The organism is Vibrio sp. 10N.222.52.B12, from assembly GCF_002875385.1.
In the GTDB taxonomy this organism is placed as follows: domain Bacteria; phylum Pseudomonadota; class Gammaproteobacteria; order Enterobacterales; family Vibrionaceae; genus Vibrio; species Vibrio jasicida.
In genome coordinates this window covers 137464-162388 of the sequence record NZ_MDAW01000110.1, presented here as the reverse complement: position 1 = coordinate 162388, position 24925 = coordinate 137464, and the positions used below count along the sequence as shown (strand labels likewise).

Annotated in this window: 18 protein-coding genes; 16 read left to right on the top strand and 2 right to left on the bottom strand. The window is 45.3% G+C overall.

Going from position 1 to position 24925, the window contains the following annotated elements; translation table 11 throughout:
• Positions 1-17: 17 nt before the first annotated feature.
• A complete protein-coding gene (gene phrB, locus BCT11_RS09665) occupies positions 18-1433 on the top strand; it encodes a deoxyribodipyrimidine photo-lyase (RefSeq protein WP_102388227.1) in 1416 nt (471 codons plus the stop codon).
• Positions 1434-1439: 6 nt separating this feature from the next.
• The gene (locus tag BCT11_RS09660; RefSeq protein ID WP_080774309.1) at positions 1440-2366 is read left to right on the top strand and encodes a L,D-transpeptidase family protein; all 927 of its coding nucleotides are present in this window, start codon (positions 1440-1442) and stop codon (positions 2364-2366) included.
• Between the two features lie 26 nt (positions 2367-2392).
• On the opposite strand, the gene BCT11_RS09655 is transcribed toward BCT11_RS09660, so the two are convergent.
• Positions 2393-2641 carry an Lpp/OprI family alanine-zipper lipoprotein gene (locus BCT11_RS09655; RefSeq protein WP_038868479.1) on the bottom strand — a complete coding sequence of 83 codons (249 nt, stop codon included), beginning with the start codon at positions 2639-2641 and terminating at the stop codon, positions 2393-2395.
• A 422-nt stretch (positions 2642-3063) separates the two neighbouring features.
• Here BCT11_RS09655 and BCT11_RS09650 point away from each other — a divergent pair, with 422 nt between their 5' ends.
• From BCT11_RS09650 to BCT11_RS09615, 9 genes are all read left to right on the top strand, one after another.
• Positions 3064-4407 carry a DEAD/DEAH box helicase gene (locus tag BCT11_RS09650; protein WP_102388226.1) on the top strand — a complete coding sequence of 448 codons (1344 nt, stop codon included), beginning with the start codon at positions 3064-3066 and terminating at the stop codon, positions 4405-4407.
• Positions 4408-4591: 184 nt separating this feature from the next.
• On the top strand, positions 4592-4765 hold the full coding sequence (locus BCT11_RS28140; RefSeq protein ID WP_197072687.1) for a hypothetical protein: 174 nt from the start codon (positions 4592-4594) through the stop codon (positions 4763-4765).
• A 383-nt stretch (positions 4766-5148) separates the two neighbouring features.
• Positions 5149-7161, top strand: coding sequence for a prolyl oligopeptidase family serine peptidase (locus BCT11_RS09645; protein ID WP_102388225.1), 2013 nt, complete (start codon positions 5149-5151; stop codon positions 7159-7161).
• Positions 7162-9303 carry a TonB-dependent hemoglobin/transferrin/lactoferrin family receptor gene (locus tag BCT11_RS09640; protein ID WP_102388224.1) on the top strand — a complete coding sequence of 714 codons (2142 nt, stop codon included), beginning with the start codon at positions 7162-7164 and terminating at the stop codon, positions 9301-9303. It abuts the gene before it with no gap.
• Between the two features lie 9 nt (positions 9304-9312).
• On the top strand, positions 9313-11565 hold the full coding sequence (locus tag BCT11_RS09635) for a proprotein convertase P-domain-containing protein (protein WP_102388223.1): 2253 nt from the start codon (positions 9313-9315) through the stop codon (positions 11563-11565).
• Positions 11566-11590: 25 nt separating this feature from the next.
• Complete coding sequence (locus tag BCT11_RS09630; RefSeq protein ID WP_102388222.1) at positions 11591-13021, top strand: DUF1566 domain-containing protein; 1431 nt, start codon at positions 11591-11593, stop codon at positions 13019-13021.
• 1 nt (position 13022) lies between these two features.
• Positions 13023-13595, top strand: a complete 573-nt coding sequence (locus tag BCT11_RS09625; RefSeq protein ID WP_102388221.1) for a DUF1566 domain-containing protein — start codon at positions 13023-13025, stop codon at positions 13593-13595.
• Between the two features lie 188 nt (positions 13596-13783).
• Positions 13784-16198, top strand: a complete 2415-nt coding sequence (locus tag BCT11_RS09620; RefSeq protein WP_241909009.1) for a DUF2235 domain-containing protein — start codon at positions 13784-13786, stop codon at positions 16196-16198.
• Complete coding sequence (locus BCT11_RS09615; RefSeq protein WP_241909008.1) at positions 16182-16832, top strand: hypothetical protein; 651 nt, start codon at positions 16182-16184, stop codon at positions 16830-16832. The genes BCT11_RS09620 and BCT11_RS09615 overlap by 17 nt, the downstream gene beginning before the upstream one ends.
• Positions 16833-16919: 87 nt before the next feature.
• Here the strand turns inward: BCT11_RS09615 and BCT11_RS09610 are convergent, their stop codons facing one another.
• On the bottom strand, positions 16920-18563 hold the full coding sequence (locus BCT11_RS09610; protein WP_102388220.1) for a methyl-accepting chemotaxis protein: 1644 nt from the start codon (positions 18561-18563) through the stop codon (positions 16920-16922).
• Positions 18564-18896: 333 nt separating this feature from the next.
• Here BCT11_RS09610 and BCT11_RS09605 point away from each other — a divergent pair, with 333 nt between their 5' ends.
• The 5 genes from BCT11_RS09605 (at position 18897) to BCT11_RS09585 (ending at position 24886) form a co-directional block, all read left to right on the top strand.
• Positions 18897-19718, top strand: a complete 822-nt coding sequence (locus BCT11_RS09605; RefSeq protein ID WP_045423016.1) for a phosphate ABC transporter substrate-binding protein — start codon at positions 18897-18899, stop codon at positions 19716-19718.
• A 98-nt stretch (positions 19719-19816) separates the two neighbouring features.
• Positions 19817-20749, top strand: a complete 933-nt coding sequence (gene pstC, locus BCT11_RS09600) for a phosphate ABC transporter permease subunit PstC (protein ID WP_038873310.1) — start codon at positions 19817-19819, stop codon at positions 20747-20749.
• Positions 20750-20771: 22 nt separating this feature from the next.
• Complete coding sequence (pstA, locus tag BCT11_RS09595) at positions 20772-21635, top strand: phosphate ABC transporter permease PstA (protein ID WP_038873313.1); 864 nt, start codon at positions 20772-20774, stop codon at positions 21633-21635.
• Between the two features lie 60 nt (positions 21636-21695).
• Positions 21696-22445: a phosphate ABC transporter ATP-binding protein PstB gene (pstB, locus tag BCT11_RS09590; RefSeq protein WP_038873314.1), complete on the top strand. Its 750-nt coding sequence runs from the start codon at positions 21696-21698 to the stop codon at positions 22443-22445.
• 374 nt (positions 22446-22819) lie between these two features.
• Positions 22820-24886 (top strand): GGDEF domain-containing protein, encoded by a 2067-nt coding sequence (locus tag BCT11_RS09585; protein ID WP_038873316.1) that lies wholly within the window; start codon positions 22820-22822, stop codon positions 24884-24886.
• Positions 24887-24925: the final 39 nt, after the last annotated feature.

Sequence of the window (24925 nt, the reverse complement as noted above, 5' to 3'; positions counted from 1 at the left end):
CCTCGTAAGGAGACGACATGATTCTGGTTTGGTTTCGACGAGACCTTAGAACGTTAGATCACACTGCATTGAAGGCCGCCCTTGATACTGGGCACCCTGTGGTCGCTTGCTATGTTGCAACGCCAGAGCAATGGAAAACGCACCATATGGCACCAATGCAGGCAGACCTCATTGCGAGACGTTTAATGCATCTCGAAGAAGAGCTTTCTGATCTTAATATCCCGCTTCTGTATAAAGAGGTGCCTGAATTTACCGACGTGACTGAGGTCATCAAGAGCTGGGCATTATCGTTGAGCGTGAAAAGTGTCATGGCGAATATTCATTATGAGGTCAACGAGCAAGCTTTAGATAGAGACGTAGCGAGAGTTCTGGCTGAAAGCGAAGTTACGTTTGAAGCTTTCCACGACAAATGTGTTCATGCACCAACCACGGTGTTAAACAAGCAGGGGCAGTATTTCAAAGTCTTCACACCATTTAAACGTGCTTGGTTGTTGAAATTCCAACTGCCAATGGTGTTCAAGCCACAACCGCAAGCCGAGCTGCCTAAAGACGTGCTCCAAGAGGTTGAAGCCTATCGCTATCATGCTGATATGCCTTTTTCTTATCCGCGCGAGTCCAGTGAACGTTGGCATGCCTCAACCACAGACATTGTCCAGCAACTGAGAGAGTTCGCCCGTGAGCGCAGCAATGCATATCAATCTGAGCGAGATCTGCCTGCGGTTGATGGCACGAGTCAGTTATCTCCCTATCTCGCAATTGGCGCGCTGTCACCAAGACAATGTATCGCAAGGCTTTATGCAGAAAACCCAATTCCTGATCTCACTGAAGGGAAGGCCACTTGGTTAAGTGAAATTATCTGGCGAGAGTTTTACCAACACCTATTGGTGTTTGAACCAAAGCTTGTTAGAGGAAAGGGCTTCATTCCATGGGAAGAGAAGATCCAATGGTCTTATGATGAGCAAGCTTTCGAACGCTGGAAAACAGGCACAACAGGGTACCCTATTGTTGATGCTGCTATGCGCCAACTGAACACGACTGGTTGGATGCACAATCGTCTGCGCATGATTGTCGCGAGCTTTCTGACCAAGGATTTGCATATCGACTGGCGTTGGGGGGAAGCGTACTTCATGAGTAAGCTGGTGGATGGTGATTTCGCGGCAAACAATGGTGGCTGGCAATGGTCAGCGTCAACGGGGTGTGACGGCCAACCTTACTTCCGAATCTTCAACCCTATCAGTCAGGGCGAAAAGTTTGACTCTGATGGCACCTTTGTTCGCCATTGGGTACCGGAAATTAAAGAGGTACCGAATAAATTCATTCATAGCCCTTGGTTATGGAGCGGCTTTAATTTACTGGATTATCACAAGCCGATGGTTGATCACAAGGTAGAAAGAGAGATAACCTTACGGCTCTTTAAAAACGCCAAGGAATAGAGAGAGATGCCAAGCAAGAAGCGTCCTATGAGTATCGCAAAGCGCACCCTGTTGTCGATATCGTTGTCTTTAGTGAGTGGATTGTCATTCGCCAAAATGTATCAACTGCCAGAAGACGGCGCTCGTGTGATCGGCCGCATGGAGAATCATGTAGTGGAGCAGGGCGAGACCATGGCGAATATTGCGAAGCAGTATGATGTCGGCATGCTTGCGTTAATGGCAGCCAACAAAGGCGTAGACCCATTTCTTCCAAAAGAAGGGCACGTCCTCACTATTCCAACTCAACTTATTCTTCCTGAGGTCGCACACAAAGGCATTGTGATTAACTTAGCCGAGCTGCGTCTTTACTACTTCCCACCGAAAGAAGACATTGTTTATGTGTTCCCTGTTGGGATTGGCCGAATTGGTCGTGATACACCCGTTATGACGACGAGCATCAGCCAGAAACGACCAAATCCAACTTGGACGCCGCCATCTTCTATACGTGCTGAGTACAAAGCGAAAGGTATTGATTTGCCAGCTGTTGTCCCTGCTGGTCCAGATAACCCACTTGGTATGTTCGCCCTTCGCCTAGCTTATGGCCATGGTGAATATTTAATCCACGGTACCAACAAAGACTTTGGCATTGGCATGCGTGTTAGCGCGGGTTGTATTCGCATGGACCCAAACGACATCGAATGGTTGTTTGATAAAGTGCGTCGTGGCGAAAAAGTTCAAATCATTAATCAACCAGTCAAAGTAGCTTTAGAACCAGACCGCAGTGTGTTTGTTGAAGCTCACGAGCCGTTAACTCGCAGCAATGGCGAGAAAGATCACTTAGTTGTGCCAAAAGAATTGGACTGGTGGTTAGATGAATTTGGTATGACGAATGCGAAAGCAAAAGCAGCGATTGCTGCACAAAATGGTGTTCCTGTAGAAATTACCGCGCCTTAACGGGCGTTAAAGCGCGGAATCAAATCTTACTTAGTGTAAGACTGAGCGATGTTGTCGATACGCTCGTTAGCACGTGCAGCTTCTTCTTGAGCTGCCATAGCCGCGTCGCTAGACTTTTGAACGTCAGACTGTAGAGACTGTACGTCTTGGCTTAGTTGGCTAACTTGGTTGCTTAGTTCGTCTAGTTTAGTAGCTGTTGCTGCTTCGTCAGAAGAAGCACAACCTGCTAGTAGAAGTACTGAAGTTGCTGCAGCTGCGATCAACGTTTTGTTCATATTAGAACTCCTTGCCTATAGTTAAATTCCTACGCTATACGTTTTGTGTCATATAGTCGTAGTGGTAAATGTGAATACATTCTATCAGTACATGATGTAGCAAAAGTCAAAAAAATCCAAGGATTTCATAGAGTACCTGATACGGACGCTAACCTTTAATTTACATAAGTGAGCGTTTACTCACCTTTAACGCCTGTATCAGGTAGTACAGCAGCTCTCTCGCCACGTTCCTGATATCAATAATTTAGACGATATTGACGCAAATGAAAGTTTCTAACATGAAACTTTATTATTTCTTGTACATTTAGTTTGTGTGATCTCTATCTATACTCCTATGATTTGCGGTATTATACCGAGCTTTTATTTTTTGCTGCGTTAGAGCGGAAACGACACTGAAAAAGCGCTCAAACGATGACTATTTATTGGAGAATACTTTGCAATTTAAAGATCTAGGCCTAGACAACCGATTGTTGAAGAACCTAAAACACTACGATTTCAAAAAAGCGACTGATATTCAGCAGCAGGCGATTCCTGTTGCGATTGCAGGCAAGGATCTATTGGCATCTTCGAAAACGGGCTCTGGCAAGACTTTGGCGTTTGTATTACCAATGCTTCACAAGTCATTAAAGACGAAGTCGTTTTCTGCGAAAGACCCACGTGCGGTCATTCTTGCGCCAACGCGTGAGTTAGCGAAACAGGTATATGGCGAGCTACGCTCAATGTTAGTTGGCTTGTCTTACGATGCTACTTTGATCTTAGGTGGTGAGAACTTTAACGACCAAGTAAAAGCATTGCGTCGTTACCCTAAGTTTATCGTTGCTACACCAGGACGTTTGGCTGACCATCTAGAACACCGTTCATTGTACCTAGATGGATTGGAAACGCTGATTCTTGATGAAGCAGACCGTATGCTCGATCTTGGCTTTGCACCAGAGCTTCGCCGCATCCACAACGCAGCTAAACACCGCCGTCGTCAGACGTTGATGTTCTCTGCAACATTGGACCACGCAGAAGTGAACGGTATTGCATCAGAGATGTTGAATGCACCAAAACGCATTGCTGTAGGTGTTTCAAACGAAGAGCACAAAGACATTACTCAGAAATTCTATTTGTGTGATCACCTTGACCACAAAGAAGCGATTCTTGAGCGTGTGTTGGAAGAAGCTGAATATCGTCAAGTGATCATCTTTACAGCGACTCGTGACGATACTGAACGTTTGACTACTAAGCTTAACGAGAAAAAGCTCAAAGCAGTCGCATTGAGTGGTAACTTGAACCAGACTCAACGTAATACCATCATGAGTCAGTTTGAACGCGCAGTCTTTAAGATCCTCGTTACGACAGACGTAGCGTCACGTGGTCTTGATATCTCAACAGTTACGCACGTTATCAACTTTGATATGCCGAAACACACAGAAGAATACGTGCACCGTGTTGGTCGTACAGGCCGTGCTGGTAATAAAGGTGATGCGATTTCACTGGTTGGTCCTAAAGACTGGGACAGCTTCAAGCGTGTTGAGCTCTACCTACAACAAGATTTGCAATTCTCGGTATTTGAAGACCTAAAGGGCAAATTTAAAGGTTTGAAGACGCGTAAACCTGATTTCCGTGGTAATAAAGCAGCACCGAAGAAGGCTCGCCCTCAAGCGAAGAAAGTGGCGAAGAAACCCGCTCAGCGTGATAAAGGTTTCTATCAAAACGTGGCAGTGGGTGACAATGTGTTTATCCCGAAGAAAAAACCTGCTGAGCCAAGTGCTGAAGATTAATCTTCGTCGCATTGCTTAATCGATATTTTATGAGAAATCCGAGCCATTGAGCTCGGATTTTTTATATCTGAAATTTGCTTTCTCACGACTATCGTTTAGCTGTTCTAAACAAGGGTTAAATAGTCTTTGATTTTTCTGAACGCCAATTTTGCATAGCATAGGTTTCCAGAAGAGGAGACAAAATATGTATCAAGAAGAACAGTGGTTAGAAGACATCGATCTGAGCCTTACAGAACAACAGTGCAAATCGTTAGGTTGGGGAAAGAAAGGCATTTGGGTGGAGATGCTGGCGTTTCTCTGCGTAGCGTTGGTGAGTTGTACTTTAGTAAACAATCGCGGAGGCTCACATGATTACTGAAAAGTCTCAAATGGGTGAATTGATTAAATCGGTCGTTTTTTCCTCCCTCTATTTTGTTGGATTTCTTGCTTTACTTTGGGTTGTAACTAGTCATCTTTTCTAGTTTTTCTACCTCTTTTGAGCTACTGACTAAAGTAAAAAAGTTACCCTCGTCACCTTCTTCAGGTGACGTTTTCATTTCTAGATTCTTAATCGCATAGCAATAGATGACTTATCTAACAATAGCTTTGCATAACAGTGCATTCATCCATGATTTAAACGTTTGGCATAATAAAAACCGATAAAAATGTCACGAAAGCATGTAAATGATAATTGATCTCATTTTTATTTAAAGGCAGAATACGCGACATAATATTAATCCTATAAATAGTTGTGCCATTTATATGAAATTTAGTCATGTTTTTTTGGGGCTTTTAGTCACCTCTATGCCCAGTGTTGCCTCGGATAACTTTGATTGGCTGAGAGACGATTCCAGACAAGATGAGCGAGTTCTCTCTTACCTCAAGCAACAGAACCAAAAAACAGAACAATTTCAGAAACGCTATGACGAGATTACCCAAAATCTGTTGAGCCAATGGGAAGCCATGGCAGCAGAAAAAGGCGAGAAGCCTTGGGTGATTAAAAACGGTCAAGAATGGAATCTCACTCGTCGACAAGGCAACTTTGTTTTGCTTTCGCGAGCTGATAACAACGCGCAAGAGAAAGTGGTTTACGATTTCTCTTCTCGCCAAGAAGAACGTCAGTATTTCCAAATTGGTCAATGGCGTATTCAAGGCGATTCTTTGTTGTTTACAGAAGATATTGATGGCAGCGAGCAGTACCGTGCTGTGTTGGTTGATCTAAAGAGTGGTGCTGCACGTGAGCTTATCAGCAACATTGATAATGGGGTTCTGCTCTCACCAAATGGCAAGTTTGCTTTCGCTGTCTCAAAAGAAGCGAAAACTCAACGTCCTTACCAAATCGTTCGAATTAATACTCAAACCAACGAGCAGAAAGTACTTTGGCAAGAGGACAAGACCGATTGGCTCATGTCCTTCTATCCCTCAGCCGACGCGCGTTTCGCACTGGTACAAAGTAACAATGAATCGACCACCGAACAAAAGATCCTAAACCTTGATTCTGGAGAGCTAACGGCCTCGCTACGTAAACCAGAATCCGGTGTGGAGTATTATGCAGATGTTGCTCAAGACAAAGTCTTTATCAACAGCAATCTTAATGGTCAGTTTGGTTTGTTTGAAGCTACGATGCCCGAGAAACATGCGGACACTGCTGAATCTAATTGGAAGTCTTTCTTACGCTCGGAAAATAGCGTAGAGCAATTCTATTTGTATGAAGCGGGACTTGTGGCATTAACCAAGCAAGACAATCAAACGACAATCTCGGTTTACTCTTACGATGGCAAGGCGAAGAAATCTCTGCCGTTAGAGTCGGAAGGGCGCGTAGCTTGGTTGAGCACTCTTGGTGATTACCGCTCTAACAAAATCCGCATTCGTAGTATGTCGATAACGACACCGCCGCTGTGGGAAGAGTTTGATGTTAAAGCACTGACAAAGACAAATCTCTCGCAAGATGTTTATCACGGCTTCTCTAGCCAAGATTATGTATCTAAACGCATTATGGTCAAAAGTCATGGTGTGGAAGTGCCGGTTTCTCTTGCCTACCGCAAAGATAAGCTCAGTGACAACGCTCCTGTTGTGCTGTACGGCTATGGCGCTTACGGGTTTACCATGAAACCTTATTTCATGCCTCAAACTGTGAGCTTACTGGATCAGGGTGTTATCTACGCGATAGCGCATGTTCGTGGTGGTGGTTACTTTGGTGCCGACTGGCACGAGCAAGGCCGAGGCGTTCTTAAAGCTAACTCTATCAATGATTTCACGGCGGCTGCAAAAGCACTTAAACACTTTGATGGTGGTGAACGTGGTGTCTACGCGATTGGATCGAGTGCGGGTGGTACTTTGGTTGCCGGCTCGATCAACCAAGCTCCGGACTTGTTTGCTGGCGCGGTGATGAAGGTTCCGTTTGTCGATGTTGTTGCCAGCATGTCCGATACGACGTTACCACTTACCGCACAACAATATGGAGAATGGGGGAATCCGACACTCCCTGAGCAGCTCAAAGCGATGCAAGCTTATGATCCTATTCTCAATATCCACAAAGACGCTTACCCACCCATGTTGGTTCAAGTCGGATTAAACGACCAACGTGTGCCTTATTGGGAAGGCGCGAAGTATCTCGCTCAAATTTCGTCGACCAGTGAATCGACAGGCCCTTATTTGTTGCAAACGGATTTTCACTCTGGCCACCGCATGGATCCAAGGCAGGCAAGAGAGCAACAGGCGAAGGAATACGCATTTCTACTATCACTAATTAAAACATCTAAAGCGGAGCAGTAAATGAAGCTTACCCCAGTGTCAGCGGCAGTACTTTCGGTACTTGCTGCCAGTCAAGTGCACGCCGAATCTAAGGTTTTCTCAATGGAAGAGGTGGTTGTAACCGCCAATAAAATCGATCAGCCATTGTCAAAAGTGGCAGGTAGTGTTGCGGTTATCACAAACGAGCAAATCGAAGAGCGAGGCGAAACCGAGCTTTATGACGTGCTGCGTAACGAACCTGGTGTAAGCGTGACGGGCGGTGCAGGACGTCCGCAAAACATTACCATCCGTGGTATGACAGGTAACCGCATTATGATCGTTCGTGATGGCATTCGTTCTGCGGATGGCTTCGGTGCGAACGACATTAATGATGCAGTTGGGCGAGATACTTTTGATTTATCCAATTTTGAATCGCTGCAAATCATTAAAGGTGCAAGCTCTTCGGTGCATGGCTCTGGCGCAATCGGCGGTGTAGTGATTTTAGAATCCAGTCAGCCGGGTGATTTCTTAAAAGACAAAGATTTCTACACCGATGTTTCCGGTACTTACACCGACATCAGTAACAAGTACAAAGGCACGAGTAACCTAGCTTTCCGCTCCGGTGATACAGAGAGTTTGTTTAACGTTTCATACTGGCAAGGGCAAGAGACACGTAACTTTGATGAAGATTTGTATAACCGCGACCTAGATGGTTACAGCGGTGCTTATACGATCAACCACTTTTTCAATGAAGAGGTGATGTTGAAAGCCAAAGCGGAACTCTACACCCAGAATCAAGAGCGTTTGGAGGGGTCACCGTCCATTCAACCTGATGGCATCTGGCACATTGAAGACTTTGCTGAAGATGAAACCTCCGAAGAGTACAGCGCTTACATTGGTGCAGAGGTGACACCGATTAATCCAACTTGGTTCGAAGAGTTGGATACCAAAGTTTACTGGCGTCACACCGAAGTCGTGGAAGACACCAACCGTTTAATGCGCCAAGTGGATCACAATGGTTTGATCACCAAACGTCGCGAACTGGAACACAAAACCTTCATTGACGAGACAATTGGCTTCCGTGGCGACTTCACCAATACGATTTATGCAGCAAATGCAGAGCACCAATTGGCTTACGGTGTCGAGCTTTCTACTGACTACTACGAACGCACAGATAGCGATTCCAAGATTGATTGGAACGGCGTAACACCTTCGACCAAACAACCTTTCGCTCCTGCTCGTGCTTATAACATTGGTTTGTACGTTCGAGACATGGTGGAACTGGATAAATGGACCATCACAGGCGGCCTGCGCTTTGATGCGCACCGTTTAACGCCGGACGGTGAGGGCGAAGTAGGCGGCTTCCCATTAAAAGACATGGATAGCTCAGAGGTGTCTCCAAGCCTGTCGGTTTCTCGTGAAATGTTTGCCAACAACATCGTTTATGTGTCGTACAACCACGGTTACCGTGCTCCGGAATACGACAAAGCATATGGCTTCGTGAACCATGATTTCGTACCGCTAACGCCTTTTGTTATCGCACCTAACTTAGACCTAGAAGCTGAGACTTCGGACTCATTTGAAATCGGTAACAAGTTCGATAACGGTCGTGCGTATGTCTATGCGTCTGTGTTCTATAACAAGTTTGAAAACTTCATCGATGTTGTGACCACTGGCTTTGATTCAAGCACTGGTAATTACATCAAACAGTACCAAAACCTTGATGGCGTAGAGACTTATGGCGCAGAGCTTTCTGCGGGTTACGCGCTCACCAAACAATGGGACATCAGCACTAAGTTTGGCTACGTGGATGGTAAAGACGCGGAAGGCGAATACGTTCGAAGCATTACGCCATTCGAAGGTAACGCTCAACTGAAATACGCCAACCAAGACTTCAACGCTTACGTGGCTTGGAACTGGGCCGCGGCCATGGATCGCGTTCCTAAATGCCAGACCACGCTTGGTCTAGCGACTGAGTGCGCGCAGACAAGCGCGTGGAATACGTTTGATATTGGCGTAACTTACTACGTTTCCAAAGATCTTCGTGTTAGTGCAAACATCGTCAACCTGTTCGACAAAGAGTACATCCGATACCAAGACGTAGCGGGTATCGCTGAGGAAAGTAAGCGTTACTCAACTGAGCCTGGGCGCTACTTCACGCTAAATGCAAAATACGAATTCTAGGACGAAATCATGAAGCTAAAACCATTGGCGTTTTCACTGCTTATTGCATGTACCCCAGCGGTGCAGTCTGCAGAGTGGGATTATCCCGCAACGGACTCTGTGGTAACGAATGAAGCGCAAGCGAAAACTTATCTAGACAGCCACTACTCAGAAGCGGGCGAGTTTAAGTTCCGTTACAAAACCCAGTCTCAGCTTGGTGAGCATTACAATTTTGATGTTTGGGTAAACGGTGAATATCAAGCACAGCGTGCCCTCGTAGTAACAACCGATAAAAATCATCACGTTGTACGAGTGTTTAAGAGCCTTGAAGATACGATAATTCGCAACGGTAAACCAACGGTTGCAATGGAATTGGAATCGCCTCGCCAACTGCAAGCACAAGAGCCACCTGCTCTGAGCTCTGGAAGTCTGGTTGATGTTGAGGTTTCTTTATTCAACCCAGATCTTCGTACCATGCAACAGCAAGCGGCACCAGAATCGACGTGGTCAGCACTGTCCGATTACCCTCAGCCGATCGAGTACGTCACCAAGTCGATTGAGGTTTTACAGTCGGGCGGCAAGTTCTATTTGTCTAACCCAAGATTAAAGCAAGTGGATGCGACGGGTTTATTTGCAGCCCCAGCACCTGGTGAAGCACCTGTACTTGATACGTTGGACTTTCTCAGCGCAGAAGGGGTTCAAGCATTTGACAGTGTTGATGAGATGCAAAGCACCGAGTTTGGTGACAATGCGTTCCCACAGCTGATGGCTTTTTATCATCTTGATAGCTCGATCCAATATCTGGCAAGCCTGACTTACGACTTGTTTGACGAACCGCTTCGTTTTGATGCTCGCGGTTTATCAAAAGATAACTCTACTTACTATTACGGTCCGAAAGCACTCATGCTGGGTATCGGTGGTGTTTCTCCGGATGCAGTCGATGCTGATGTTGTGATACATGAGCTCGGGCATGGCATTCATTACCAAATCGTACCGGATTGGGCGTACGGTCACACTGGTGCTATCGCAGAAGGTTTTGCTGATTACTGGGCGGGCAGCGCGAGCTACCGCACTCAATATTTGGATGCTTCGCGTCGTGGTCAAGAATTCGAGTTAGATACGGTGTTCAACTGGGACGGTGTGTTCGGAACACGCAAAACAACTCGCAGCTTATGGAACCAAAGAGCGCGTTACTTCGAGGGCTCAGAGTATCCAGCGCACGTTAGTGTGGGCGGTGAACTAGGCGACGAGTTATGGTCAACGCCACTGTTTCAAGCGCTTAAAGCATCGGTTGAACGATACGGTGATGATACCGATAACGTGTTCCGTGAGTTTGACGCCATTGTACTTGAAGGCATGTACGGCATTGGTCGTGGCGTGAAAATGCATGATCTTGCGGAATCGACCGTGTTTGCCGCAGGCACCTTGTTCCCAAATAAAGACTATGCCCAATTCCTGACGGACAGCTTCAACAAACACAACTTACTTAAAGCGCCTCTTCGCGTTCGCTATGACGCTCGATACATCGCACAAGGTGAAGAAGTTGGTGTGAGCCTGAGCCAAACTGGCCGCGAAGCGAGCATCAAAGGGCAATGGCAGCTAAACAACGCATCCGTTTTCGACTTTGATGAAACGCTTTCTGATTCGACCTCAATGAAGGTGGTGTTACCAAGCGGTCTGACGTGTGGCACACAATTCGATTCCTCTATTTCATTGGATTACCAATTTGCAGAAGGCTTAAAGACTCACCAGTGGATTGAAAAGGCGATGTTGGTTAATGGTACGCCAGAGCTCGATATCCAGCCTCAATCAGTGAATTCCGCTTTGCCGGAGTTGGGTGACAGATTGTTCTCTCAGACGCTATCGGACAAGTCACGCACGATTGATGATTCGTTTGCGGTTTACCTGAACATCGAACATGACTCACTGCAGGATCTGCAAGTGACGCTTGTGTCTCCACAAGGTAAATCGGTCGTGCTACTTAGCCATCAATCAAGCAATACCAATGGATTTAAAGGTTACTTCACAGCTCAGTATGACGAGGAGTTACAAGCACTTGTCGGTCAACCGAGTTGGGGTACTTGGCGTCTCGAAGTCTCTGACCGTGTGTCAGGGAACTCTGGGGTGTTGAAAGAGTGGGGTGTGAGTCACTTTGCTCAGTATCAGTGTAGTGCTGATACCACTAAAGAAAGCAGTGGTGGTGGTTCAGGTGGCAGTGGCTCGCCTTGGACTTTGTTAGGACTTTTCCTGCTTTCAATGGTGAGAGTGATTCGCTCTCGTTAATTAAAATCAAAAGAAGATAAAATCTATGAAGTTTCAATATTCTTTCGTTGCTATGTCACTAGCCCTAGCTGGCTGTGGTGGTTCTGGTGGTGACACGTCGGCACCGACTTATGATGTAGCTGGCACCCTCGTTTCTGCAGGTACACTTCTTGATACGCCAGTGTGCATCGATTTAAACCAAAACTACGTTTGTGATACGACTGAACCGAGTGCTAAAACGGATAATGCTGGTAAATTTAGCCTGACTTCGAGCGACAAAAACGTACTAACCAGCACCATTCTTGCTCAAGTTGATCAAGGTTCAAACCAAACATTGCGTCTTGCGGCTCCGGGCCAAAATTTAGCAACGGGTAACACGGTCAATGGTGTAACAACGTTACTCGCAGGTCTTGTGGTTGACGGTAAAACCGTTGCTCAAGCTGAAGAGATCGTGAAAGCGCAACTCACCGATGCCGGCGTTTCTCTGTCTGGTACGGTAATGTCTAACGCAGAAGCCAGCGAGCTAGACAAGCTAGAGCAAAACACGGTTGCACTATTAGCTGCGATGCAACCACAACAAATGACCAAAGGCGTAGCGTTGCTTGCTCAAAGCCTTAGCTTCCAGGGCAAATCGTTGGCCTCTTCTCTTCTGTCTAAAGCGGAAGTGAGTGCATTTGCTGAAGAAATTGCAGCGGTTGCTGAACAAACGGTTGGCAGCAACGATACGGGCGCCGTTCTTCATTTTGCTGATGGCGCAGCAGACGTTGCTGAGGTTCAAGCTTCTTACCCTGGTCAAGATGCGGAATACGGCTTCGACAAAGAGGACAAGCAAACGTCGACAGGCGCTGGCTTTAAGTTCGTTAAGCTAGATTCACAAGGTGCTGCTTTAGCTGCAGATGCGACTGAGTGGGCTTGTACTATGGACGAGCGTACTGGTCTTGTTTGGGAAAAAAAGAGTGCGGATGCGAGCTCGGTTCAATTTAAAGATCGTACATTCGTGTATGAGTCAGCAACATTCAAACCGTATTACGAAGATCTTGAAGTCGTTGGTTGCGTGGATGCTGCTGATGGCATCTGTTCAACAAGCCAATATGTTGAACATATAAACAAGCAATCACTATGTGGCATTACTGATTGGCGCCTACCAACATACCAAGAGTTCTACGATGTCCTCGACTTAGGTAAGACAGAGAAAGATGCCGACGGCAATGTCTATGGTATGACGACAGCTTACTTCCCTCAACAGGGTAAGGGCAGCCCAGATGTTGAATCAGGTGCTATTTGGCTAAGTGATTTCACATTTAACAATTACTCTAGTTTTAACTACGAAGGTGCGCTTCAGTTTGCAGTAGTTGCTGCGAAAGGCGCTGACCGTGGTTACATCAGCTTTGTAGAAATTTATTCTGACAAAGTGGAGCGTGACACTGGCACGTCATTCCAATTCCCAATCCGTCTAGTAGCAGTTAAGGGCCAATAAGATGAAGAAACTAATCACCGCGCTATCTCTTGTCTTGGCTTCTCAAGCAGCCATGGCGGCACAAGAATGTTCAACGGATTTTGGAAAAACAGCGCCTAACTCTCGTTACACTTACTCTGATGTTGGGACGGTCACGGATTTAAAAACGGGCCTAACGTGGATGCGTTGTCCTGTTGGCTCAACGTGGAATGCGGAAAATGAAGCCTGTGACGGCGCTGCAACTAAGATGTCATGGCAGTTAGCTTTATCAACCGCTGAGCAAATCCGCAATGAATCAGGTAACCATGCTTTACATGATTTCGCTGGCAAAAAGAATTGGCGCTTACCAAACATTAAGGAGTTGGTCGCGTTGACAGAACGTGCTTGCCACAGCCCTGCGATGAACGGCACTGCATTCGCAAGTGGTTACACGCTAGAAGTGGGTGACTATGCAGGTTACATTTGGAGTAACACTCCGAACGGTGATGGCTCAAACGTCATGGTATTTGATTCAGTTAATGGTGAGGTTTACAACTGGAGCCCACTAGAACCGACCTATATATTCTCTCTTCTTCTAGTGACAGACGAAGAGTAATCGTCACCTTAAACAGTTAATAATGTTTTTACTAAGAAGCTCCGCCAGTGCGGAGCTTTTTGTATGTGCCGATGTTCTCATTTTTTCTAATTCAGATAGAAAGGATATGTAAACCGTTATTATGCCTAGAGCTTCATATTAGGTGCATTGCTAGACTGAGCTTTTACCCTAAAGGATAGGAAGTTGCTTTGAAATACAATGTACCTAAGCCTAATAAGTTAGGTGGAGGCTACGCTCCAGTGCAAGACAAAACAGCACTGACGCCGATGCCACTTATTAGTGACAACGACGAAAGCAAGGATGCTGAGTTTGAGTGTCGTATTAAGATACATGCACCCAAAGTGGATTTGGAACAATTGCAAACGGGCGTGTTTTCACTTAACAAAACCAGTAACGAAGAAGAAATTACTGCTTGGAGTAAAGAAGAAATCAATGAGCCATATCGGCACGTCAATTTAGTTTGTTCCTGTAATGAGCAGGAGGAAAAATCTCTAGTTCACGAACTTTTTTCGATGGTTGGTATGAGTGAGCCGTTCAAGATCAACCCACAAGAAACTGACGAAAAACATATTAATGCCGAATTTGTACCGTTCATCCCAGCCGTAGATGTGGATGGACAGTTAGGTTATCCAACACATGGTTATTTGTATTACTTTGTGGATGGGAAGCTAGTCTATGAAATGGATATTTTAGGGGAGGGGCGCTGGGCTTGGCGTGTCACCCGCTCGACATATGATATTATCAGCGACGACTACGTGAGCGATAAGGTTTATACATCGATCACTGTTCCGGTATCTATCGAAGGGGCTGCGCCTCCAACGCAATATATCTACTACACTCGCGCAAGATTAACCACTGACGGTTTAGGTGAAGTTAATCAATCATGGTTAGACAAGAACGCCACACTGATCGACCCGTGCTTGCTGGTTGATGCAGTAGGGCAACCGACAGAGGAAGGTTCAATAACGACCGTCGAGGTGGGGAAAGCGTGCCCGTTTGGTAGCGTCAGTAAAGAACATGATGATCCGAAGTTGTCCCCGACCGTTAAACATATTTACCCGCAATCAAAATCGTTAGTGAATACTCCGGTAATGAACGTTAAGCAAGTGATTGAGAAGGTGCTGCGCATTGGTGTGTTCTTTGATGGTACGGGACAGAACAACTTAAACGATGCGTACAAAGAACAGCGCGGCGTGAAATCGCGGACCAATGTGGCACGATTATTTGAGGCGTATCCGATAGATGAAGAACACGAAAAAATCTACATATCCGGTGTGGGGACAGTTGATGGTGCGTGGCAAACCCCAAAAACGATTGATGATGGTGATGATGAATCAAATGCTGCGCAAGCCTTTGGTGTAGACGTTAACAATGTCAGTGATTCATTATTGTGGGAGATTTCTTTACCGAATCTCATTGCAGATTACACCAGTTCAAGAACAGGCGCGTTCTATAAATGGCAAAAGTGGGCTGATGAGTATGCAAGAATCACGGATACGTTAGAACTAAATGGAGAATTCGAGAGCATCACTCATATTGAATTTGATGTCTTTGGGTTTAGCCGTGGCGCAGCGTTGGCACGTCACTTTGTTAATGCACTTAAAGATGGATTACCAGACGTAGCCAAACCAAGAGACGGTGAGATGTTTGGCAGCGTTCACCCCAACTTGCTCGGTAAAGCATCTATTGAGCAATATGATAATAATCAGGGGTATTACCCTGACGAAATTCGTACAAGTACAGTACGATTCTTAGGCCTATTTGATACGGTTGGTTCGTTCTATATGGCGGGTAATGAGGATGAGGGGAACTTTGAACTGGATCTCGATATGAATTGTGCCGAGCGGGTATTTCAAATCACGGCACAACATGAGTTTCGCAAAAACTTTCCTTTGACTTCAGTTAAACAAAATGGCGTCAACCCTGCACATTTCTTCGAAGAAGAATTTGCGGGTAGCCATTCTGATATTGGTGGTGGTTACCCATCGAAAGAGCAGTATGACAAGCAAGGTTTACCTGACCGTTACGGTATGCCTCTGTCTTCGACATTTAACCGTCAGCTCATAAATACTGAATCAATCGCTGGCCAAGTGCGACCTTATGACAATGCTCGCTCTGATCTTGGTACACAAAAACGAATCGCAATTCGCAAGCAAGAACAAGAGCGATGGTCCGTAATCTGTAAACAGAAAGGTTTATACGGTGAGGTGAAGTTAGACCGCGATATGCTGTATTACTATGAGCTACAGCCAGTCAGTAACGGGCTATCAGCGCTTGCACTCGAACGAATGAAACAACAAGGCGAACAGATAGGAATTTCTTGGCTGGAGCGTAATTACATCCTTCCTCAAGATTTTACCGCTTTAAAGGGGATTGATTCCAAATTGGTCGAGTTAAACCAGAAGTTACTTGCGCAGCCTCTAGGGGAAGTGACACGGTCCCATTGGTATAGTGAAATTCATCAATATGGTTCAATGTGGATACACCGACCTCATGATGCGTTAATTAACGTTGGTTATGATTCTGCTTATGAAAAATTAGTCAATGCTGTGACCAGAGAAGGAAACGAATTAAAACGAGTGGTGTATGAAAATGAAGGGTAAAATAATCACAGGGCTTATGTTGTTTCTGTCAGCTTGCTCTATAGCTCAGCCGGACATTGTGGCGACTTCTGGCGGTGCGGGAACATTAGGAAAACCGCATTGGATTTCGAAAATGCTTGTCACGGATGTTCGCGGCAAAGGTTCGGGATTTATAGCGGGGGCTGTATCTGGTTGTTGTGCGCGATCTGGTATTCAATTAAGTGTACCAAATGGCATTGAAGGGGAATGGTCACAAGGTTGGGATACTGGCGGCGAATGGGAAGAAAAATGGCGTCAGCGTTGGAAGCCTGCTTGGGGAAACTTTGAAGAAAACTATATTAAAGACAAATGGTTTTATATCAAAGATACGATAGACAGCGATCTTGCCGCCAAGAAAATTGAGATAATGGATAACTATTTCAATGAGGATGAGTTAGGCCGTGGAGCAATGGAAGTATATGTTGACGGTAAGCGGGTTGTATTAGCCTATGTCAAGCTCTGCAACCCTAAGCGAGGGTATGACTGTAGTATTAAAGAAAATGCCGATCCTCATGGCTGGGTTGTGACACCTCCTTGGAGTAAGACCGGAAAAGGAACCGCTGTTATTCTCTATGATGGATACGGTGAAGAATCCGATAAGCCATTCAGTGAATAATATTAAATAAAAAGCTCCGCCAGTGCGGAGCTTTTTATTATCTAACCTTTTCACTCACCGTGCTGGGATCACAAGGCATTGTAAGGCTTAGATTTGGAACTGCTTAAGCTGATGCTTTTGGTTCTCAGCTAAGCCAGACAGTTCTTGCGCGGCAGCTGCGGATTGAGTAATACCGGTTACGTTCTGGCTCACCAATTCATAGATGGTGCTCAAGTTATTGTTGATATCTGAGGTTACTTGTTTTTGTTCCTCTGAAGCGGTCGCTACTTGTGTGTTGATAGCATTCAAATCGGAAATTGCATTATTGATGTCGCTAAGCGAACGACTTACTTCGGTAGCAAGCGATTGGTTGTCTTCTAACATGGCTAAACTTGAATGCATGCTTTCGTTTGCGTGACCAGACTGTTGCTGAAGTTCTTCAATAATGGTTTGAATTTCTTTGGTCGATTCTTGAGTTCTTGCTGCCAGCATACGTACTTCGTCAGCAACCACAGCAAAGCCTCGACCACTTTCCCCTGCTCGTGCCGCTTCAATCGCCGCATTCAATGCAAGTAGGTTGGTTTGCTCAGAGATGCTCTCAATAACTTCAATCACTTTACCAATCTGTTCGGACTGATCTTTTAGTGACGTGACCACGTTTGCGGCTTCGTTCAGTTGGTCGGCCATTTTCGCACTCGCACGCGTGCTTTCTTCAAACATGCTCAGGCTCTGTGACGTTAGTTTTGTGGCTTCGTTAGATGCGCTGTCGGCTTGCTGTGCATTGGTTGAAACTTCCGCAGCAGTAGATTCAAGCTGGTTAATTGCAGAAGCTACTTGTTCTACTTCTTGTTTCTCTTGGTCTGAGTTGGCACTGCTTTGTGTCATTACTGTTGCCAGCTCAGTCGAAGCCGAGGCGACGTCTTCACTGATTCGAACCAGTGAGTCGACGGTACCGCGGAGTTGGTGGATGGTTTGGTTTACGTCTTGTGCCAGTTGCGACACCTCATTTTTACCTGTTTCTTCTGCTTCTACTAATAAGTTGCCTTTTGCTACTTCGCGCATGGTTTCTTGTAGGTTACGAATAGGCGCTACGATGTAGCTTGCTAACAACCAACTGATCAAAGAGGCGATCGACAAAATAATGACAAGAGAAATGGTGCTGTAAGTGATGGTATCTGAGTGCAGAGCACCATTTTCTGTGACTTCGTCTGTCACGATTTGATTGAGCTTCTTAGACAAGTTGTCAATGGCGCCAATCATTGCTTCACCTGCTAAGCGGTATTGACCCATTGCTGTTTCATATTCTCTCTCGAAATCTAAGGACACGTTGTTGGATGAATGTTTAGTGTTCAGTAGCGGCGTCATGGTGATTCGAGTGAAATCCACATAGTGGTTCATCGCATCGCGCATGGCGTTGACTTCTGCTTGGATGCCTTCAATTTGGTCGATGGAGCTTAAAAACTCACGGTTGGTTGCCTGACGATGTTGTAACTCTTGGTTCAGTGTTTGGACATCTTCTGCTCTGAACAGGCTGTAGATTGCCTTAATGCGCATGGCATAAGTGTTGTCGACGATAGAGCTGAGTTCTTCTTTATGCACGATAAGGCTATTGGTTGAGACCGTGACCTTGCCGAATGCCTGCTCTAACTTTCCGATGCCGATACTCAACCCAATGACGAGAAGTATGACAGTGAATAATACGGGTACGAAAACCTGTGACTTAATAGACAGCGTACTCATTAATTGACGCATGATTGACCCTCTAAAGATTGGAACTATTATCATTTTTGTAAATAAAGCAACCCGATTCTAATTATTAGGCTTGATATATCAATCATTTAACGATGTTTATTTGTTATGAAATATATTAAAAGCGATGTAGTTGGCATTTTGTTATAACCAAATAGAAGCAATATATTTTGAGCTCGAAAGGAAATAAAGTTTGATTGCTGTTTTATTAAGCAGAAATGACAACGTGTCATAGAGCTTTCAACTAAGTGAAACACAACTGTCATATTTGGATTCTAAAGTGAGCATCGTTCAAGTGAAACACAACGGCAATAAGGCCACTTAAAGGAAATTGTGATGAAAAAGACAGTAATCGGTGCAATCGCACTTCTAGGCGCAATGGCAGTGACTCCTGTTTCTGCTAAAGAAACTATCTCTGCAGTGGGTTCTAGCAGCGTAACTCCACTGATGGAAGTTTTCTCTGAAACATACATGAAGACAAACCCGAACGTATTTGTTGAAGTTCAAGGCCCTGGTTCATCTGCGGGTGTTAAAGCAGCGAAAAACGGTTCTGCTGACCTAGGTATGTCTTCTCGTAACCTAAAAGATTCTGAAAAAGAGCCGGCTCTAAAAGAAGAGACAGTTGCTCTTGACGGTATCGCAGTTGTTGTAAACCCACAAAATAAACTATCGGGTCTTACTGCGGACCAAGTTACTGCAATCTACAAAGGTGAAGTAACAAACTGGAAAGACGTTGGCGGTGCAGACAAGCCAATCGTAGCAATCACTCGCGACACAGCTTCTGGTACTCGTGGCGCGTTCGAAGACATCATGTCTCTAAAAATGAAAATTTCTGGTAAGAAAGTATCGGCAATCTCTCAACGTGCTCAAGTTGCTAACGGTAACGGCGCACTGAAAACGATGGTTGCTTCTAACCCATACGCTATCGGCTACATCTCTCTTGGTACAGTTGATAGCTCTGTAAATGCACTTCCAATTGACGGTATTCAAGCTTCAGTAGACAACGTGAAAAACGGTTCTTACAAAGTTGCTCGTCCGTTCCTTGTTCTTTACAAAGAAGGCAAGCCATCAGCTGAAACTCAAAAATTCCTAGACTGGATGCTAACTGATGAAGCGCAAGCGCTAGTTGACCAAAAAGGTTACATCTCAGTTAACTAATCCCATCGGGACTCTAAAGTTTGCTCAGCCCACCATTTCGGGCTGAGCCTTTTCTATCCATTGTGTTCAAGGGCATTGCCTAGAACCGTGAGATTTTTATGACCATCGCAACAAATAGTGAAAAGCTTATGACTACTGACGCTAAAGCGATCAGCAAGCCAGGCCTACGCGAGAAACGCCGCGTTGACTGGAGAGAGCGTATCTTCCACGGCTTGTTTTTAACGAGTGCTGTTATCGGCATCGTTTCATTAGCAGTAATCGCATACTTCATCGTTCGAGAAAGTATTCCAGCCTTCCAAGAAGTTGGCGTATCAGGCATCGTACTCGGCCAAAACTGGCTGCCACCAGCACTTTACGGTGTCGCAACTATGATTGTTGCTTCTATCGTTTCGACAGCTGGTGCAGTATTAGTTGGTGTGCCAATCGGCGTGTTGACTGCGGTCTTTATCGCAGAAATTGCACCGAAACGTTTGGCTGATGTTATCCGCCCAGCGGTTGAGCTCCTTGCCGGTATTCCTTCGGTGGTTTACGGCTTCTTCGGCTTGGTTATTATCGTGCCGCTTATCCAAAACGTATTTGATGTACCAGCAGGTAATACTATTTTGGCAGGTATCATTGTACTGGGTGTGATGATTCTTCCTACTGTCATCACGGTTTCTGAAACGTCTATTCGTGCAGTCCCTCGCACTTACAAAGAAGGCTCTTTGGCTCTTGGCGCTTCTAAAATCTACACCATCTTTAAATTGCTCGTTCCAGCGGCTCGCTCAGGCATCATGACAGGTGTGATTCTGGGTATTGGTCGTGCGTTGGGTGAGACTATGGCGATCATCATGGTTATGGGTAACGCGCCGGCAATGCCAGAAGGCATCCTTGATTCGGCTCGTACGCTAACCGCAAACATCGCTATTGAAATGTCTTACGCAAGTGGTGTTCACGCGAACGCTCTATACGCTACAGGTGTGGTACTACTGGTCTTCATCATGTCGTTGAACGCTGTACTACTTTACCTAAACCGAGAAAAAGCGAAGTAATCGCTCGTTAAAGGTGACTATTATGGATCGCGCAAAATTAAAACAGGCACGCCAGTTCAAAGATAATGTATTAAGCGCATTTGTCTGGGTCTCGGCAGCATTAACGGTAGGCTTTTTGTTCTGGATTATCTGGTACATCCTATCTAACGGTCTACAACACGTAGATTGGAACTTCATTACTGATGACTATACGCGCACAGGGGACGAGCACGGCATCTTCCCGATGATTGTGTCGACTATCTACATGGTTATCGCTTCTATCGCAGTGGCAGCACCACTCGGTATCATGACGGCAATCTACTTGACCGAATACGCGAAAGTAGGCAGCCGTTTAGTGAAAATCATCCGATTCTGTACCGAGTCATTGGCGGGTATTCCGTCGATCATCTTCGGTCTATTTGGTATGACTTTCTTCGTAGCGATTCTTGGCCTTGGCTTCTCGATTCTATCGGGCGCTCTAACGCTAAGTATTCTTATCTTGCCAGTGATCATCCGTACCACGGAAGAAGCATTGATGGCAGTACCGCAAACGTACCGCGAAGGCTCTTATGGTCTTGGCGCATCGAAAATTTACACTATCTGGCGCTTGATTCTGCCGAGCGCAATGCCAGGTATCTTAACCTCGGTCATTCTAAGTATTGGTCGTGTCATTGGTGAATCTGCTCCAGTTTTCCTGACAGCAGGTATGGTTGCTCGTATTCCGGATTCTTTATTGGATTCAGGCCGTACGCTAACCGTTCACCTATACAAACTGACTACCGAACTGTTTACCATTGAGGAATGGAATCAGGCTTACGGTACCGCGACAGTTCTGATTGTTGTTGTTCTACTGATCAACATGGTTACAAAACTGATTGCACGACGTTTTAACACAGCAACTTACTAACAACACAAATTAAGAACGCACGTTAAAAGACACGAATTCAAGATTTAAGAGATTAAGAAAATGAACAAGTTTGATATTGAAAACCTAGACCTGTTTTACGGTGATAACCAAGCACTGAAATCAATCAACCTGCCTATTCCAGTACGTCAAGTAACCGCACTAATCGGTCCTTCTGGTTGTGGTAAATCTACACTATTACGTTGTTTGAACCGCATGAACGATCTTATCGAAGGCGTTAAGATCACTGGCAAACTGTCCATGGATGGTGAAGACATTTACGGCAACATCGATGTCGCTGATCTTCGCATCAAAGTGGGGATGGTATTCCAAAAGCCAAACCCATTCCCAATGAGCATTTACGAGAACGTGGCATACGGTCTTCGTGCTCAAGGCATTAAAGATAAAAAACACATTGATGAAGTGGTTGAGAGCTCACTTCGTGGTGCAGCACTTTGGGACGAAGTGAAAGACCGTCTTAAGTCACATGCATTTGGATTATCTGGTGGTCAGCAGCAACGTCTATGTATCGCTCGTACAATCGCGATGGAACCTGATGTGATCCTAATGGATGAACCAACATCGGCACTTGACCCAATTGCAACACACAAAATCGAAGAATTGATGGAAGAGCTGAAGAAGAACTACACCATCGTTATCGTGACTCACTCAATGCAACAGGCGCGTCGTATTTCTGACCGCACTGCGTTTTTTCTAATGGGTGAGTTGGTCGAGCACGATGACACACAAGTGATCTTCAGTGACCCGAAAGACGACCGTACTCAAGGCTATGTAAACGGCGACTTTGGTTAATTAACGTATTTATCAGCATATACATGAATAACTATAAGCGATGGTACTCTTGCCCCTCTTTATGAGGGGCCTTTTTCGTTTAGGGTATGTGGAATTTTCTCAATACCAATAATGTTCATGTTGATTCACTTTTGCGCCTAATTTTGCAGTATGTAATTCGGATGAAACACCTGTCTAAAAATGTTGAAAGGTTCTCGATTGTGAAATTAAGTACAAAATTTTTGCGAAAGACTTAACAGCTCAACTTGGATTCCATTGATTGCATATCATGGCCTAAGTAGTTTTTTATCGAGAATAAAAAAGTAGATTAGGTTGGCCAGGTGAGTTTAAAAAGTTTTACAAGAACGGTCTCTTCTACCAGAGACCATAGATTATTGGCGGAAGCTATATTCGAGCATCTAGAACAACGCTTTTCCCCTAGTGCGATAGCGATCTTTGACGATCCGCTCACCAATCCATCAGGTGCGGTGAGGTTTTCTCGTGGTGATTTGACTCCAATCCGTCAGTACCCTGAAGCATTCTGGGATTGGGCGAGCCAATTTGATACTTCAGAAAGTATTATTCCGCTGGCCATCAATACCTGTAATTGGAACCACACCCAAGACCTTGGCGGCGAAAGTTACATCATGATGCTCGATAACACGCCGATCAAACGTACCTACCTACTGATTCAAAACGTCCAAGCTCGCTCCGCCCACAATATCTACGAAGAAAGTTACGATGCAATGCAACTTGCCGCGGCTCGCTGGCAGTGTATTCGCGCAGAAAAAAGCGCATCGCAAGAAATGAAGCATCGTGATGTCCGAGAGGCCCAATACGTCGATGAACTTAGCCAGCGAGAACGCTTCATTGAAAACATGAAGCTCGTACAGCAAGTGGCGTTGGACATCTCTAATCCTGACTCTCTTAAAGATCTCTATTTAAAAGCGGTTGAAGCCTTGCGTGAACGTTTAGGTTTTGACCGTTCTACTTTAATGCTGTTGGACATGAAAAAGCGTAGTTTTAGTGGGACCTATGGCACTAATGAGGATGGCATCACGATTGATGAGTTTCACACTCAATATGATCTTCACCAGTTGAGTGAAGAGTACATCGCAGCACTGTCGAGTACAGAGCGTAATCTCGTCATTGTCGAAGATGCACCGATTTATACCGCCGGTAAAGTCGTAGGGCAGGGCTGGAATGCGATGTTAATCCTACGAGATGGTAATGAGCCTTTTGGTTGGTTCGCACTGGATAACTTTATTCATCGTAAGCCTGTGACGGCTTATCAAAAGCAGATGCTGGAATCTTTTGGCTCACTTTTCTCGCAAATTTATATCCGTAAGCGTCAAGAACAAAATGTGCGCATGTTGCACTCAAGTATGGTGGAGCTTTCTCGATGTACTACGGTCAGTGATGTGTGCAAATCCGCAGTGACCTTTGCCATTAAAAACTTGGGCATCGACCGTATGGCAGTGTTCTTGACCGATGAAAATTGCTCTTATATGCAAGGTACGTGGGGGACCGACATCCAAGGCAATGTGGTGGATGAATCTTATTTTTTTGGGGAGACACAGGACTTCTCTTTGATTAATTTAGCCCGATCTATGCTGAATGAGGTTGCGTTTGAGGAGTCGGTTCCCATCTATCACGATTGCAATATTGTTGGCTTCGGCTGGGCGGCCATGACAGTGCTGACTTCCAATAGCAGTGGGCCTATTGCTTTTATCGCCGTTGATAATCTATTAACTCGTGCGCCGCTTACCTCCCAGCTTCGTGAAGTGATTCGGATGTTTGCATCAAGCCTTGCTGAAGTGCTGCAACGTACACAAGCACAAGAGGCGATTCGCGAACTTAATGAAAACCTAGAGCTAGAAGTACAAAATCGGACTAAAGAGCTGGAAGAAGCCAATCGACAATTGGAAGTATTGTCTAAACTCGATCCTTTGACTCGCCTTGGTAATCGACGAATGTTAGAGCACGTCATGCAGAAGTACTGCTCGGTAGAGCATGATGAAGTCATGTCATTTGGATTGATCTTAATTGATATTGACCACTTCGGCTTGTTCAACAACCACTATGGACATCTAGAAGGTGATATCGCGTTAATGCGAATTGGTAACATCCTTGAACACCATACTAAAGATGAAGATGAAGTCTTTTGTCGAATTGGCGGGGAAGAGTTTGTTTTGTTGATGATTGGGTCACACCAAGAAGAGGTCAGGTTGAGAGCCGAATGCATCCGTCGTTGTATTGAGGAGGAGGGGATTAAGCATTGCCATAATCCAGAAGGTGAGTTACTTACTGTTTCTGTTGGTTATTCTTGTTACTTGACACAAGGTAAAGACTTTAACTTCGATCATTTGTATCAACTCTCCGATAAGGCTTTATACCGAGCTAAAAACAGTGGTCGCAACTGTGTTCGGGCGGTTGAAATAGAGAAGCAGAGTGTTGCTTAGCACTAAAACAAAAATGGCAGCTTGAAGATAAGCTGCCAT

What these genes read in the sequence shown, in the direction of transcription:
- BCT11_RS09625 (WP_102388221.1), top strand. Translation starts at nt 13,023, where the DNA reads ATGAAGAAACTAATCACCGCGCTATCTCTTGTCTTGGCTTCTCAAGCA.
- BCT11_RS09635 (WP_102388223.1), top strand. Translation starts at nt 9,313, where the DNA reads ATGAAGCTAAAACCATTGGCGTTTTCACTGCTTATTGCATGTACCCCA.
- BCT11_RS28140 (WP_197072687.1), top strand. Translation starts at nt 4,592, where the DNA reads ATGTATCAAGAAGAACAGTGGTTAGAAGACATCGATCTGAGCCTTACA.
- phrB (WP_102388227.1), top strand. Translation starts at nt 18, where the DNA reads ATGATTCTGGTTTGGTTTCGACGAGACCTTAGAACGTTAGATCACACT.
- pstB (WP_038873314.1), top strand. Translation starts at nt 21,696, where the DNA reads ATGAACAAGTTTGATATTGAAAACCTAGACCTGTTTTACGGTGATAAC.
- pstA (WP_038873313.1), top strand. Translation starts at nt 20,772, where the DNA reads ATGGATCGCGCAAAATTAAAACAGGCACGCCAGTTCAAAGATAATGTA.
- BCT11_RS09645 (WP_102388225.1), top strand. Translation starts at nt 5,149, where the DNA reads ATGAAATTTAGTCATGTTTTTTTGGGGCTTTTAGTCACCTCTATGCCC.
- BCT11_RS09660 (WP_080774309.1), top strand. Translation starts at nt 1,440, where the DNA reads ATGCCAAGCAAGAAGCGTCCTATGAGTATCGCAAAGCGCACCCTGTTG.
- BCT11_RS09655 (WP_038868479.1), bottom strand. Translation starts at nt 2,641, where the DNA reads ATGAACAAAACGTTGATCGCAGCTGCAGCAACTTCAGTACTTCTACTA.
- BCT11_RS09605 (WP_045423016.1), top strand. Translation starts at nt 18,897, where the DNA reads ATGAAAAAGACAGTAATCGGTGCAATCGCACTTCTAGGCGCAATGGCA.
- BCT11_RS09630 (WP_102388222.1), top strand. Translation starts at nt 11,591, where the DNA reads ATGAAGTTTCAATATTCTTTCGTTGCTATGTCACTAGCCCTAGCTGGC.
- BCT11_RS09640 (WP_102388224.1), top strand. Translation starts at nt 7,162, where the DNA reads ATGAAGCTTACCCCAGTGTCAGCGGCAGTACTTTCGGTACTTGCTGCC.
- BCT11_RS09610 (WP_102388220.1), bottom strand. Translation starts at nt 18,563, where the DNA reads ATGCGTCAATTAATGAGTACGCTGTCTATTAAGTCACAGGTTTTCGTA.
- BCT11_RS09615 (WP_241909008.1), top strand. Translation starts at nt 16,182, where the DNA reads ATGAAAATGAAGGGTAAAATAATCACAGGGCTTATGTTGTTTCTGTCA.
- pstC (WP_038873310.1), top strand. Translation starts at nt 19,817, where the DNA reads ATGACCATCGCAACAAATAGTGAAAAGCTTATGACTACTGACGCTAAA.